Raw genomic sequence first — 14,681 nt, forward strand, 5'->3', positions numbered from 1 at the left:
GCGGGGGCGCACAGTCTGCCCGAAGACCGCCGCCGGGGCGAGGGACGCACGCGTCGGTCACCACGTCCCATTGTCGGTGGGATGGGGCAGGATGGGCCGAATGAGCGAGGAGAGCCTTCCGGTGGACGCCCTGCCGGAGTACGCGGAGCGGGTCCTGGAGGTCGCCGAGCTGATCCCACCCGGCCGGGTCATGACGTACGGGGACGTCGCCGAGTGGCTGGAGGAGGGCGGTCCGCGCCAGGTGGGCCGCGTGATGGCCCTCTATGGAGGAGCCGTGCCGTGGTGGCGGGTCGTCCGCGCGGACGGCACCCTGCTCCCCGGCCACGAACTGAGGGCCCTGGACCACTACCGCGCGGAGGGCACACCCTTGCGCGCGGCGAGCCGCGCCGCTGAAGGCCATGTGCCGCGCATCGACATGAAACGAGCGCGATGGGACGGCGACGCACGCGTGGAGGGTCACACCTGACAGCTTCCGGCCTCCGCCGGGCCGAAGTGCGACCCCTGGGCCGTACGGGGGAAGCGGGGCACGTCGGTGCCATGCCGTACGTTCGTGGGGCGAGGGACGCATGTGCCGCGCGAGTCGGGAGGGAACAAGGGGAAGCCCCGCTTCCGCACCGCTCGTCGGCGTAGCGTCGGCTGCACGCGTCCCCCTCACCCCGCCACCGCCCGCCACGAGCAGGGGCCTTCCCACCCGTCGCCCGACCACCACCCCGCAACCACGGCGTACCGCGCCGGCAGTGACACACCGCACACCCACCAGGACCGGCGAACCACGTGAGCTCCTCTTCCTCCACCAGGCGCCTGTCGCACACCCAGGTGCGACAGGGGAGCCGTGGCGCTTACCGACTGGTGCGTACCCCGCCGACCCGAACGGACCCCCCTCGTCTGGACGCCGAGCAGCGCGGCGTGGTTGACCACGAGACCGGCCCTCTGCTCGTACTCGCAGGTCCGGGCACCGGCAAGACGACCACACTCGTCGAGTCCGTGGCGGCCCGCATCGCCCGCGGCGCGGACCCCGAGCGCGTCCTGGTCCTGACCTTCAGCCGCAAGGCGGCCGTGGAACTGCGGGACCGCATGGCACTGCGCATGGGGGCGGCGCGCGCCCCACAGGCCACCACCTTCCACTCGTTCTGCTACGCCCTGGTCCGCGCCCACCAGGACAGCGACCTGTTCGTCGAACCGCTGCGGCTGCTGTCCGGCCCCGAACAGGACGTGGCGGTCCGTGAACTGCTCGCGGGACAGCCCGACCTGGAGCGCCTCGGCCTCGCCCATGTGCGCTGGCCCGACGAACTGCGCGCCTGCCTCACCACGCGCGGGTTCGCCGACGAGGTACGCGCGGTCCTCGCCCGCAGCCGCGAACTGGGCCTGGGCCCCCAGGACCTGCGGGACTTCGCCGACCGCATCGGCCGCCCCGACTGGCGCGCGGCCTCGATCTTCCTCGCCGAGTATCTCGACGTCCTCGACCTCCAAGGCGTGCTCGACTACGCGGAACTGGTCCACCGCGCGGTGCTCCTCGCCGGCCGCCCGGCCGTCGCCGGGCAACTGGCCGCGCAGTACGACGCGGTCTACGTCGACGAGTACCAGGACACCGACCCGGCGCAGGTACGCTTGCTGAGGGCCCTCGCGGGCGGCGGGCGCACCCTGGTCGCCTTCGGCGACCCCGACCAGTCGATCTACACCTTCCGGGGCGCCGACGTGAACGGCATCCTGGAGTTCCCGGTCGCCTTCCCGCGCGCGGACGGCCGCCCGGCGCCGGTCGCGGTCCTCAGGACCTCCCGCCGTTCCGGAGCCGCCCTGCTCGCGGCCACCCGCCTGCTCACCCAGCGCATGCCGCTCACTCGCCTCCCGGCCGAGAAGGTACGGGCCCACCGCGAACTCGAACCGGTACGGGACGGCGGCAGCGTCGAGGTCTACACGTACCCGACCCCGGGCACCGAGCTGGACAACATCGCGGACGTGTTGCGCCGGGCCCACCTGGAGGACGGTGTCCCCTGGGGCGAGATGGCCGTCCTGGTGCGCGCCGGCGCCCGCACGATCCCCTCCATGCGCCGCGCCCTCACCGCCGCCGGCGTGCCCCTGGAGATCGACGGCGACGACCTGCCCCTGCGTCACGAGCCGGCCGTACAGCCCCTGCTGACCGCGCTGAGGGCGGTGGCGCGGGCCGAGTCGGGGGCGAAGGCGTCGAGGGGCCTGGAGGCGGCCGAGGGCTCCGCGGAGGCGCCCGTGGAGGCTGAAGGGAGCGGGTACGGAGAGGGCGACGAGCCCGGGGGGCCCAATGAGCCCGACCCGACCGAGGGCATCGAAACGGCACCGGAGCCCGGCGAGCCCTATGACTCGTCCGACTCATCCGATCCGCAGCCCCCCTGGCTCGACACCGAGACCGCGCTCACCCTGCTCGCCTCGCCCCTCGCCGGCATGGACACCGCCGATCTACGGCGCCTGGGCCGCGCCCTGCGCGAGGAGGAGCGGGCCGGCGGCAACCCCGTACCGCCGCCCTCGGACGAGCTGCTGGCGCGCGCGCTGGCCGAGCCGGAGCGGCTGGTGGCGCACGACCCGGCGTACGCGCGGGGCGCCCAACGCCTCGGCGCGCTGCTGCGGAAGGCGCGTGAGTGCCTCGCGGGCGGCGGTACGGCCGAGGAGGCGCTGTGGGAGTTGTGGGACGGCACACCATGGCCCCGGCGGCTGGAGAGGGCCGCCCGGCGTGGGGGCGCGGCCGGACGCAACGCGGACCGCGACCTCGACGCCGTGTGCGCGCTGTTCGCCACCGCCGCCCGCGCGGAGGAGCGCACCGGTGGCCTCGGCGCGCTCAACTTCCTGGCGGAGATCGAGGCCGAGGACATCGCCGCCGACACGCTCACCGGACGGGCCGTCCGCCCCGACGCCGTACGCCTGATGACCGCGCACCGCTCCAAGGGCCTCCAGTGGCGCCTCGTCGTCGTGGCAGGCGTCCAGGAGGGCCTGTGGCCGGATCTGCGCCGCCGAGGCTCGCTCCTGGAGGCCGACCGCATCGGTCGCGACGGCCTCGCCGAACCACTCACCCCGGGGGCGCTGCTCGCTGAGGAACGACGCCTGTTCTACGTGGCCGCCACACGCGCGCGTGAACGCTTGGTCGTCACCGCGGTGAAGGCCCCGGCGGACGACGGCGACCAGCCGTCCCGCTTCCTCGCCGAACTCGGCGTCGAGCCCAAGGACGTCACCGGCCGCCCCCGCCGCCCGCTGTCCGTGGCTGCCCTCGTCGCCGAGCTGCGGGCGACGACGGTGGACCCGCGCGTGTCGGACGCCCTGCGCGAGGCCGCAGCGCTGCGCCTGGCACGGCTGGCCGCGCTGAACGACGAGGACGGGCGCCCGCTCGTGCCGTCGGCCCACCCGTACCGCTGGTGGGGCATGTTCGAGCCCACCGAGAGCAAGGTCCCGCTCAGGAACCGCGATCAGCCGGTCGTACTGTCCGGCAGCGCCCTCGACCAGCTCGCCAACACCTGCGCCCTGCAGTGGTTCCTGGGCCGCGAGGTGAAGGCCGACGCGCCCGCGACCGCCGCCCAGGGCTTCGGTAACGTGGTCCACGTCCTCGCCGACGAGGTCGCCTCCGGGCGCACCCCCGCCGACCTCGACGTCCTCATGGAGCGCCTCGACTCCGTGTGGAACGCGCTTGCCTTCGACGCCCCCTGGAAGTCGGAGCAGGAGAAGCAGCACGCGCGCGTGGCGCTCGAACGCTTCCTGAAGTGGCACGTCGACTCCAACGGCCTGCGCGCCGGACGCGCCCCGGTGGCCAGCGAGCACGACTTCGACGTCACCCTCGAAGCAGGCGACTACGAGGTGCGCATCCGCGGCTCCATGGACCGCGTCGAGACCGACACCGAAGGCCGTGCCTACGTCGTCGACTTCAAGACCGGCAAACAGGCCCCCAGCGCCGCCGAGGTGGACCGCCACCCACAACTCGCCGTCTATCAGCTCGCGGTCCGTGAGGGGGCCGTGGACGAGCCCTTCGGCGGCGTGCGTCCCGAACCCGGTGGCGCCGAACTCGTCCAACTGCGGCAGGGCGCCGCCAAGAAGAACGGCGGCGAGACGCTCCCCAAGGTGCAGGCCCAGGGGCCGTTGGAGGGCGACTGGATCGGCGGACTCCTCGCCAACGCCGCCGGAAAGGTCCTTGACGAACGTTTCTCCCCGACCGCCGGACAACACTGCACACACTGTGCATTCCGGGCGTCGTGCAGTGCCCGCCCGGAGGGACGTCACGTGGTCGAGTAACAGCCGAGGGACGCCGACGGGCCGCGTACGTGACGGGAGTGATGCACCGCACCACAGGCGCTGACCAGTGCTTCTCCCCGCCCGGAGAGCAGTTCGGCATCCGCTGTCAGTGGCCGACGCTAGCCTCTCTGGGGTGTCCGCCCGTATCAGCGATCCCGAGCAGCTCAAGGAGCTCCTCGGCATCCCGTTCACCCCGGAGCAGACGGCCTGCATCATCGCGCCCCCCGCCCCCCAGGTGATCGTGGCCGGAGCCGGGTCCGGCAAGACCACGGTGATGGCCGCACGCGTGGTGTGGCTGGTCGGCACCGGACAGGTCGCCCCCGAACAAGTGCTCGGACTGACGTTCACCAACAAGGCGGCGGGCGAACTCGCCGAGCGCGTACGCAAGGCCCTCGTCAAGGCGGGCATCACCGACCCGGACGTCATCGACCCGGACAACCCGCCCGGCGAACCGGTCATCTCCACCTACCACGCCTTCGCGGGCCGCCTCCTCACCGACCACGGCCTGCGCGTCGGCCTGGAACCCACCTCCCGGCTCCTCGCCGACGCCACCCGCTACCAACTCGCCGCGCGGGTGCTCCGCGAGGCCCCGGGCCCGTACCCGGCGCTCACCCGGTCCTTCCCGGACCTGGTCAGCGACCTCCTCGCCCTCGACTCCGAACTCGCCGAGCACCTCGTACGCCCCGAGGAACTGCGCGCGTACGACGCCGAACTGCTGCGCGACCTGGAGAGCGCCAAGCTCACCAACGCCGACCTCCGCAAGGTCCCCGAGGCCGCCGCCGCCCGGCGCGAACTCGCCGAACTCGTGGGCCGCTACCGCACGGTCAAACGCGAGCGGGACCTCCTCGACTTCGGCGACCAGATCGCCCTCTCGGCCCGCCTCGCACAACTGCCCGAAGTGGGCCGCATCCTGCGGGACGAGTTCCGGGTGGTTCTGCTCGACGAGTACCAGGACACCTCCGTGGCCCAACGCGTCCTGCTGGCGGGCCTGTTCGGCGGCGGCACCGGCCACCCCGTCACCGCGGTCGGCGACCCCTGCCAGGCGATCTACGGCTGGCGCGGAGCCTCCGTGGCCAACCTCGACGACTTCCCCGAGCATTTCGCCCACGCCGACGGCAGCCCCGCGACCCGCCAGGCGCTCAGCGAGAACCGCCGCAGCGGTGGCCGTCTCCTGGACCTCGCCAACGGCCTCGCGGAGCCCCTGCGCGCCATGCACGCGGGCGTGGAGGCCCTCCGGCCGGCCCCCGGCGCCGAACGCGACGGCGTGGTCCGCTGTGCCCTGCTGCCCACTCACGCCGAGGAACTCGACTGGATCGCCGACTCGATCGCCCACCTCGTGCGCACCGGCAAGGAGCCCGGCGAGATCGCGGTCCTGTGTCGCACGGCCACCGACTTCGCCGAGATCCAGGGCGCGCTGGTCGCCCGCGACATCCCCGTCGAGGTCGTCGGCCTCTCCGGACTGCTCCACCTCCCCGAGGTCGCCGACCTCGTCGCCGTCTGCGAGGTCCTCCAGGACCCCGGAGCCAACGCCTCCCTCGTACGCCTGCTCACCGGTCCGCGCTGGCGCATCGGCCCCCGCGACCTCGCCCTCCTCGGCCGCCGGGCCAGACTTCTCGTGTCCCACGCGCGCGTGGGCGCGGACGACGACCCGGACCGCCGGCTCGCCGCCGCCGTCGAGGGAGTCGACCCGTCCGAGGTGATCTCCCTCGCCGACGCGCTCGACACGTTCCTGGAACTACCGCTCGAAGCCGAGGCGGAGGACGACGGGCTGCCGTTCTCGCCGGACGCGCGCGTACGGTTCGCCCGCCTCGCCACCGAACTGCGCGACCTGCGCCGCTCACTCGCCGACCCGCTCATGGACGTCCTCCACCGGGTGCTCGCCGTCACCGGCCTGGAAGTCGAACTCTCCGCCTCTCCGCACGCCCTGGCCGCCCGCCGCCGCGAGACGCTCTCGAACTTCCTGGACATCGCCGCCGCCTTCGCCGCCAACAGCGAGGGCGAGGCCACCCTGCTCGCCTTCCTCGGCTTCCTGCGTACGGCCGCCCAGTACGAAAAGGGCCTCGACAACGCCCTGCCCGGCGGCGAGAACACCGTGAAGGTGCTCACCGCCCACAAGTCCAAAGGCCTTGAGTGGGACGTCGTCGCCGTCCCCGGACTGGTCACCGGCACCTTCCCGAGCACCCAGGGCCGCGAGAAGTGGACGGCCCAGGGCAGGGTCCTGCCGCACGAACTGCGCGGCGACGCCGACACCCTCCCCGACGTCGAGGCATGGGACTCCCGGGGCCTGAAGACGTTCCAGGAGGCCATGAAGGACCACCAGCACACCGAGGAACTCCGCCTCGGCTACGTCACGTTCACCCGCCCTCGCTCCCTGCTCCTCGGCTCCGGCCACTGGTGGGGCCCCTCCCAGAAGCGCCCACGCGGCCCCTCCGACTTCCTCAAGGCCCTGTACGACCACTGCGCCGCCGGGTACGGCGAGATCGAGGCCTGGGCCGACGAACCCGAGGAGGGCGCCGAGAACCCCGCCCTGCGCGAGACGGCCGCCGACCACGCCTGGCCGCTCCCGCTGGACGACACAGCTCTGGCCCGCCGCCGCGCAGCCGCCGAGACCGTACTGGCCCACCTGGAGCGGGTCGCCTCCCACGAGGACACCCACCCCGGTGCCGCCCATGACCTCGACCCCCACTCCTACGACGACCCGGAGTGGCCGCCACCGCCGGACGACGAAGAGGCCCTCTACGGGGACGACGATTTCCCGGAGGACATCCCCTACGAGGACGACGATTTCCACGAGGAGGACGACTTCTCGGCGGACCTCTCCCAGGACATCCCCGAGGAGGACACCTCCGACTGGGACTCCTGGACGGAGGACCGGCCCGCACACTCCGTAAGGCCCCCTCACGCGCGCGTGCCGCACCCCGGCCACGACGAGGGCACTCCAGTCGGCCCGCACCCCGGGCACCAGGAGAACGCTCCCACCGGCCCACGCTCCGGGCACGACGGGCGCACGCCTGTCGTGCCGCACGCCCGCCGCCACCCCGCCGCATCCGACCTGACCCCCGAGGAGGCCCGCACCATCGCCTCCTGGGACCGCGACCTGGACGCCCTCACCGGAGAGCTCCTGCGCGCCCGCGCGAAGGTCACCGACGTACCCCTTCCGATGTCGCTGACCGCCTCGCAGCTGGTGCGCCTGGCCGCCGACCCCGACGGCTTCGCACAGGAACTCGCGCGCCCCATGCCACGCCCGCCGCAGCCCGCGGCGCGCCGCGGCACCCGCTTCCACGCCTGGGTCGAGGCCCGCTTCGAGGAGCTGCGGCTGCCCATGCTGGAGCCCGAGGACCTGCCCGGCAGCGAGGCCGAGATCGCCGACGAGCGGGACCTCGAAGCCCTCAAGGCCGCCTTCGAGCGCACGCCCTACGCACACCGCACCCCGTACCGCGTCGAGGCCCCCTTCCAACTCGGCATCGCCGGACGCGTCGTACGCGGTCGTATCGACGCCGTCTACCGGGACAGCGACGGCGACGGAACGACGACGTACGAGATCGTCGACTGGAAGACCAGCCGCAACCGCACCGCCGACCCCCTCCAGCTCGCGCTCTACCGGCTCGCCTGGGCCGAGCAGCAGGGCGTGCCCCTGGAGTCCGTGAAGGCCGCCTTCCTGTACGTACGCACCGGCGACGTCGTCCACCCGGAGGACCTGCCGGGCCGCTCCGCACTGGAGCGGCTGCTCCTGGAGGAGCCGGGTGCCGACGGGCTGGAATCCGATCCTGTGGGTCCGCAGCCGCTCACCGACGAACCACCGGACGAGCATGTCGGTGCGGGCCTATAGGCTCGGGAGCATGAGCCAGCCCGTTGACAGTGCCGTCAGCGATGTCCGTACGTACATCGAGAACCACCGTGCCGCCTTCCTCGACGACCTCGTCGCATGGCTGCGCATCCCTTCGGTGTCGGCCCAGCCCGAGCACACGGCCGACGTACGGCGCAGTGCCGACTGGCTCGCCGCCAAGCTCAAGGAGACCGGCTTTCCCACCGTCGAGGTCTGGGAGACGCCGGGCGCTCCAGCGGTCTTCGCCGAATGGCCCGCCGAGGACGCGGACGCCCCCACGGTCCTGGTCTACGGGCACCACGACGTACAGCCCGCGGCCCGCGAGGACGGCTGGGACACCGAGCCGTTCGAGCCCGTGATCCGCGGAAACCGCCTCCACGCGCGGGGGGCGGCCGACGACAAGGGCCAAGTGTTCTTCCACACACTCGGCATCCGCGCCCACCTCGCCGCCACCGGCAGCACAGCCCCCGCCGTCCACCTGAAGATGCTCATCGAGGGCGAGGAGGAGTCGGGCTCCCCGCACTTCCGGACCCTTGTCGAGAACCACGCCGAGCGGCTCACCACGGACGCCGTGATCGTCTCCGACACCGGTATGTGGGCCGAGGACACGCCCACCGTGTGCACCGGCATGCGCGGCCTCGCCGAGTGCGAGATCCAGCTCTACGGCCCCGGCCAGGACATCCACTCCGGTTCCTTCGGCGGCGCCGTACCGAACCCGGCCACCGCCGCCGCCCGCCTGGTCGCCGCCCTGCACGACGAGCACGCGCGCGTGGCGATCCCCGGCTTCTACGACGGCATCGTCGAACTCACCGACCGCGAGCGCGAACTCTTCGCCGAACTGCCCTTCGACGAGGAGCGATGGCTGCGCACGGCCAAGTCGACGGCGACCCATGGAGAAGCCGGACACACCACCCTGGAGCGTGTCTGGGCCCGTCCGACCGCCGAGGTCAACGGCATCGGCGGCGGGTACCAGGGTCCTGGCAGCAAGACGATCATCCCGTCCTCCGCGAGGGTGAAGTTGTCCTTCCGGCTGGTCGCGGGGCAGGACCCGGACCACATCGAGAAGATCGTCCGCGCCTGGGCCGCCGACCGGATCCCCGCCGGGATCGGCCACGAGATCACGTTCAGCGGCGCCACCCGCCCCTGCCTGACCCCGCTGGACCACCCCGCCCTGCAGGCCGTCGTGCGCGCCATGGGCCGCGCCTTCGAGCAGCCGATCCGCTACACGAGAGAGGGCGGCTCCGGCCCTGCCGCCGACCTACAGGACGTGCTCGCCGCGCCCGTGCTCTTCCTGGGCATCTCCGTCCCCTCCGACGGCTGGCACGCACCCAACGAGAAGGTCGAGCTGGACCTGCTTTTCAAGGGCGTCGAGACCAGCGCATACCTCTGGGGCGAGCTGTCCGCAAGCTCCCGCGAGGCACACTGAAGTAGGCCCGCCACGCCCCAGCGCACCCGCCCGCCGTACGCCCCGCCGAACCGTCCGCCCAAACCACCGTTCCACCGGGGGAGTTGGAAGCACTCGTGACCACCTGGACCGACCACACCGCCGACCGCCCCATCGCGCTCACCGCTCCCAGCGGCATCGACCGGGCCGCCCACCACCGGCTCGACGAGGCCTGGCTCGCGGCGGCATGGAGCCACCCCACGACCCGCTGCTTCGTGGTCTCCGGCGGCCAGGTCCTCATCGACGAGACACCGGACGGCGCCACCGAACTCGTCATGACCCCCTCCTTCGAGGCGCCGCTCACCGAGGCACACCGCTACTTCCTGGGCACCGACGCCGACGGCGTGAGCTACTTCGCGCTCCAGAAGGACGCGCTCCCCGGGCGCATGGACCAGTCCGCGCGCCCCGCCGGGCTGCGCGAGGCGGGCATGCTGCTCTCACCGCGCGACACCGGCCTCATGGCCCATGCGGTCGGCCTGGAGAACTGGCAGCGCACCCACCGATTCTGCTCCCGCTGCGGCGAACGCACGGTCATCGCGGCGGCCGGCCACATCCGCCGTTGCCCGGCCTGCGGCGCCGAGCACTACCCGCGCACCGACCCGGCGGTGATCATGGCCGTCACGGACGACGAGGACCGCATCCTCCTCGGCCGCCAGGTGCACTGGCCCGAGGGCCGCTTCTCCACCCTCGCCGGCTTCGTCGAGCCCGGCGAGTCCATCGAGCAGTCCGTCCGGCGCGAGGTGCACGAAGAGGTCGGGATCACCGTCGGCCAGGTCGAGTACATCGCCAGCCAGCCCTGGCCCTTCCCATCCAGCCTCATGCTGGGCTTCATGGCCCGCGCCACTTCGACCGAGATCGAGGTGGACGGCGACGAGATCCACGAGGCCCGCTGGTTCTCCCGCGAACAGCTGCGGGCCGCGTTCGAGTCCGGGGAGGTGCTGCCTCCCTACGGCATCTCGATCGCGGCCCGCCTGATCGAACTCTGGTACGGCAAGCCCCTGCCGACGCGAGGGCACACCGGCTAGGTGCGGTGCCCCGGGACGACGGCGACAGACGACACGCCTGCCGCGCTGCCCGGCCCGGGGCCCGCGCGCTACGCGCCGATCTTCTGCTTGACCTGCGCCAGCGAGGGGTTCGTGAGCGTCGAGCCGTCCGGGAAGAGAACGGTGGGCACCGTCTGGTTCCCGCCGTTCGCCTTCTCCACGAACGCCGCAGACTCCGGGTCCTGCTCGATGTTGATCTCGTTGTACGCGATGCCCTCACGGTCCATCTGGCTCTTCAGCCGACGGCAGTAGCCGCACCACGTGGTGCTGTACATCGTCACAGTGCCCGGCATGTCTTTGGCGCTCCTTCACGGCGTAACGGCTCGAATACTTGCTCGCAGTGGAAGGAACGTACGCGAGAGTTCCACCATTCCCGCACCTGACTCCGTGACGCCTGCCGCATTAATACGACTGCGAGTGCCCGCCTGTGGACAACCGACTCGGCCGACTCCGGAGACCTGGCAGCATGGCCGTGTGACAGCAGCAACGCATTCCACCCTCTTCCCGCGGGTCCCCGACTCGGCCGACGCGGTGCTCGAAGGGCTCGACCCGGAGCAGCGCGCGGTGGCCACCGCCCTGCACGGGCCGGTGTGCGTACTCGCGGGCGCCGGCACCGGCAAGACCCGGGCCATCACCCACCGCATCGCCTACGGGGTGCGCGCCGGGATGCTCCAGCCCGCCAGCGTGCTGGCCGTCACCTTCACCAACCGCGCCGCCGGAGAGATGCGTGGCCGCCTCCGCCAACTCGGCGCCGCCGGAGTCCAGGCCCGGACGTTCCACTCGGCCGCGCTGCGCCAACTTCAGTACTTCTGGCCGAAGGCCGTCGGCGGCGTCATGCCCAGAATCATCGACCGGAAGTTCCCACTCGTCGCGGACGCTGCGGCAGCCTGCCACATCCGTCTCGATCGCAACGAACTACGGGACGCCGCCGCAGAGATCGAGTGGTCGAAGGTCACCCAGACCGTCCCCTCCGACTACGCCGCGGCAGCTGCCAAGGCCGGCCGTGAGGCCCCCCGCGACCCGGCCGAGATCGCCCAGATCTACGCCACGTACGAGGACCTCAAGCGTGAGCGCTCCGTCATCGACTTCGAGGACGTCCTCCTGCTCACGGTCGGTATCCTCCAGGACCGGCACGACATCGCCGAACAGGTCCGCTCCCAGTACCAGCACTTCGTGGTCGACGAGTACCAGGACGTCAGTCCCCTCCAGCAACGCCTGTTGGAACTGTGGCTCGGCGACCGGGACAACCTGTGCGTCGTGGGCGACGCCAGCCAGACCATCTACTCGTTCACTGGCGCAACTCCCGACCATCTGCTCGACTTCCGCCTCCGCTATCCCGGGGCCACCGTCGTCAAGCTCGTCCGCGACTACCGCTCCACCCCCCAGGTCGTCCATCTCGCCAACGGCCTGCTCTCCCAGGCCCGTGGCCGCGCCGCCGACCACCGCCTCGAACTCATCTCCCAACGCCCGCCGGGGCCCGAGCCCCGCTACACCGAATACAGCGACGAGCCCGCCGAGGCCGAGGGCGCCGCCCGCCGTATCCGCGACTTCATCGCCTCCGGAGTCCCGGCGAGCGAGATCGCCATCCTGTTCCGCACGAACTCCCAGTCCGAGACCTATGAGCAGGCCCTCGCGGACGCCGGAGTGCCCTACCAGCTGCGCGGCGCCGAGCGGTTCTTCGACCGCCCCGAGGTCCGCAAGGCCGGGGCCGCACTGAGAGCCGCGGCCCGCTTCGGCGGCAACGACACCCTCCTGGAGGACGCCGTCGACCTCCCCTCACAGGTACGGGCGGTGCTGTCCGGCGAGGGCTGGACCGGTGAACCCCCGGCGGGCTCCGGCGCGGCCAGAGAACGCTGGGAGTCACTGGCGGCACTGGTCAACCTGGCGCAGGACTTCGCCGCGGCCAAGCCCTACGCCACGCTCGGCGACATGGTGGCGGAACTCGACGAGCGCGCGAACGCCCAGCACGCCCCCACCGTCCAGGGCGTCACTCTCGCCTCCCTGCACTCGGCGAAGGGCCTGGAGTGGGACGTCGTCTTCCTGGTCGGCGTCGCCGAGGGCATGATGCCGATCACCTACGCCAAGACGGACGAACAGGTCGAAGAGGAGAGACGACTCCTCTATGTGGGCGTCACCCGCGCACGAGAACAGCTCTCCGTGTCCTGGGCGCTGTCCCGATCGCCCGGCAGCCGCCCGAATCGCCGCCCCAGCCGCTTCCTCGACGGCCTGCGCCCCGGATCGATCGCCACGGCCGGTCGGACCGGCGCGAGCGGCTCCGGGGGCGTCGAACCGGGCTCGGTCGACGGTCGGCCCGATGGGTTCGCCGGCGGCGGAACCGAGGCCGCCCCACGTCGCACCAGCCGCACCCCGGCTCGCTGCCGTGTCTGCGGCCGGACCCTGCGAGACGCCGGCGACATGAAGCTGATGCGCTGTGAGGACTGCCCCTCCGACATGGACGAGGGCCTCTACGAGCGCTTGCGCGAGTGGCGGGCTGTCCAGGCGCGGCTCAGCGGGCAACCGGACTTCTGCGTCTTCACCGACCGCACCCTGATGGCCATCGCAGAAGCGGGGCCGAGCACTCCGGTTGAACTGGGTCGCATTCCCGGTGTCCTCGCCCGTAAGCTCCAGCGGTACGGCGCCGATGTACTCGACATCTGCGCAGGTCGGGAGCCCGGGTGCGAGGACGAGAACGACTGATACGAACTCGTCGAAAAAATAGTTTGCGCATGCCCCAGCAATCCCCATAGGTTCTAAGCCACGGGAACGGCGGCCTTCTCCAAGGCCCTGGTTTCGTGATGTACTTCATATCCGTCGGATCGGTTCGCGCCGGTCCCCCTAGACGCCGAGAGGAGGCGAGTCCAGTGATCAGCATCAACACCAGCTCCATCAGCACGGTCAAAATGACCGATCGCTCGGCCGTCTCCCTGTGCATGTTCGGCGTCTCGAACCTGGGCACCGGTCTGTCCGCCATCACTGGTGGTCGTCCGGCGTCCTCCCTGTCTCTCGCGGGCCTCCCCGTCCGTGAGCGCAATGAGCGACCGACCAAGGCACTGGAAGCAGCAGTAGCGGCACAGGCGCAGGCCTATGCCTTTGCGGCGGCCGGTGCCGGATTCCGGAAGCAGACGACGCAGCACCACCTGGTGTGGGCCTTCCGTGGGCCAGAACCCTGGAGTGATCCAACCTGATCGATGATCAGGTCGGCGCCTTCAGGGCCGCGGAACCCCATCCGGGATCCGCGGCCCTTCTGTTTGTCCCCGACCGGGGACTGCAGAACGAAGGGGCCTCGGGACAAGAAAAGAACCCGGTACCAGCCGCCACCCGGCCAACCGGCCGGAACGACCAGACGAGGAAGACGAACCGTGCAACTCGAAGCGCACGCCCCGTCCGTACCGCCTTCCGAAACGATCCCCCCGCCCCGCCTCCCGGAGGACTCCACCTTGACTCCGCTCACCGCGCTCACCGCGCTCGACGACGCCATCGAGAACCTCGGTGTGCCCGTCCCCTGCCGCTCCTACGACCCGGAGGTCTTCTTCGCCGAGTCGCCGGCCGATGTCGAGTACGCCAAGTCCCTCTGCCGCACCTGCCCGCTGATGGAGGCCTGCCTCGCCGGCGCCAAGGAGCGGCGTGAGCCCTGGGGCGTCTGGGGTGGCGAGCTGTTCGTCCAGGGTGTCGTCGTGGCCCGCAAGCGGCCCCGTGGTCGCCCGCGCAAGAACCCGGTCACGGCATGAACATCACCGGAACGATCGACCGCCCCCTCACGCACGACCCCCAGAAGCAGGCCCCGATGAAGCCGTCCACGAGCGAGCCGACAGGCTCCGCGACTCCAGACTTCACCACCACCGGCGCGAACGCCTCGCGTCAGAACAGGACCCGAGAAATGCATCTCATGCCAGAAGCCCTGGCTCGTGCGCATATGCACGAGCGCCTGCACCAGGCGGAGCAGGAGCGCCGGGCCATGCGCCTGGCGGTCGCCCGCCGCATGCAGCGCCGGGCCGAGCGCGCCTCCCTGCGCGCCCGCCGTGCGCTCGCCATGGCGGTCATGCAGTAGTCGCCGTACGGCAACTGCCATGAACCCGCCGAGGCAGGCACATCAGAACCACCGATAGCAGTGGCTCCTTGCGGG

The 14,681-nt window shown here is 71.8% G+C and carries 10 protein-coding genes; 9 read left to right on the top strand and 1 reads right to left on the bottom strand.

Annotated elements, in window-relative coordinates; translation table 11 throughout:
- Positions 1-100: 100 nt before the first annotated feature.
- From STRIP9103_RS00705 to nudC, 5 genes are all read left to right on the top strand, one after another.
- The gene (locus tag STRIP9103_RS00705) at positions 101-466 is read left to right on the top strand and encodes an MGMT family protein (protein ID WP_048819461.1); all 366 of its coding nucleotides are present in this window, start codon (positions 101-103) and stop codon (positions 464-466) included.
- Between the two features lie 308 nt (positions 467-774).
- Positions 775-4,245, top strand: a complete 3,471-nt coding sequence (locus tag STRIP9103_RS00710) for an ATP-dependent helicase (RefSeq protein WP_009293558.1) — start codon at positions 775-777, stop codon at positions 4,243-4,245.
- 133 nt (positions 4,246-4,378) lie between these two features.
- Positions 4,379-8,074 carry an ATP-dependent DNA helicase gene (locus STRIP9103_RS00715; RefSeq protein ID WP_009293542.1) on the top strand — a complete coding sequence of 1,232 codons (3,696 nt, stop codon included), beginning with the start codon at positions 4,379-4,381 and terminating at the stop codon, positions 8,072-8,074.
- Between the two features lie 10 nt (positions 8,075-8,084).
- On the top strand, positions 8,085-9,497 hold the full coding sequence (locus STRIP9103_RS00720; RefSeq protein WP_009293536.1) for a dipeptidase: 1,413 nt from the start codon (positions 8,085-8,087) through the stop codon (positions 9,495-9,497).
- Between the two features lie 95 nt (positions 9,498-9,592).
- On the top strand, positions 9,593-10,540 hold the full coding sequence (nudC, locus tag STRIP9103_RS00725; RefSeq protein ID WP_009293565.1) for an NAD(+) diphosphatase: 948 nt from the start codon (positions 9,593-9,595) through the stop codon (positions 10,538-10,540).
- 68 nt (positions 10,541-10,608) lie between these two features.
- On the opposite strand, the gene STRIP9103_RS00730 is transcribed toward nudC, so the two are convergent.
- Positions 10,609-10,851 carry a mycoredoxin gene (locus STRIP9103_RS00730; RefSeq protein ID WP_009293545.1) on the bottom strand — a complete coding sequence of 81 codons (243 nt, stop codon included), beginning with the start codon at positions 10,849-10,851 and terminating at the stop codon, positions 10,609-10,611.
- A gap of 181 nt (positions 10,852-11,032) precedes the next feature.
- On the opposite strand from STRIP9103_RS00730, the gene STRIP9103_RS00735 reads away from it, so the two are divergent.
- The 4 genes from STRIP9103_RS00735 (at position 11,033) to STRIP9103_RS00750 (ending at position 14,606) form a co-directional block, all read left to right on the top strand.
- Entirely contained in the window at positions 11,033-13,255 is a 2,223-nt protein-coding gene (locus STRIP9103_RS00735) for an ATP-dependent DNA helicase UvrD2 (protein ID WP_181800551.1), read from the top strand.
- A 164-nt stretch (positions 13,256-13,419) separates the two neighbouring features.
- Positions 13,420-13,743: a hypothetical protein gene (locus STRIP9103_RS00740; protein WP_009293564.1), complete on the top strand. Its 324-nt coding sequence runs from the start codon at positions 13,420-13,422 to the stop codon at positions 13,741-13,743.
- A gap of 174 nt (positions 13,744-13,917) precedes the next feature.
- Positions 13,918-14,286 (top strand): WhiB family transcriptional regulator, encoded by a 369-nt coding sequence (locus tag STRIP9103_RS00745; RefSeq protein WP_009293556.1) that lies wholly within the window; start codon positions 13,918-13,920, stop codon positions 14,284-14,286.
- Positions 14,283-14,606, top strand: coding sequence for a hypothetical protein (locus STRIP9103_RS00750; protein ID WP_048819463.1), 324 nt, complete (start codon positions 14,283-14,285; stop codon positions 14,604-14,606). Before STRIP9103_RS00745 ends, STRIP9103_RS00750 begins: the two co-directional genes overlap by 4 nt.
- Positions 14,607-14,681: the final 75 nt, after the last annotated feature.

This window comes from Streptomyces ipomoeae 91-03, assembly GCF_000317595.1.
Lineage (GTDB): Bacteria > Actinomycetota > Actinomycetes > Streptomycetales > Streptomycetaceae > Streptomyces > Streptomyces ipomoeae.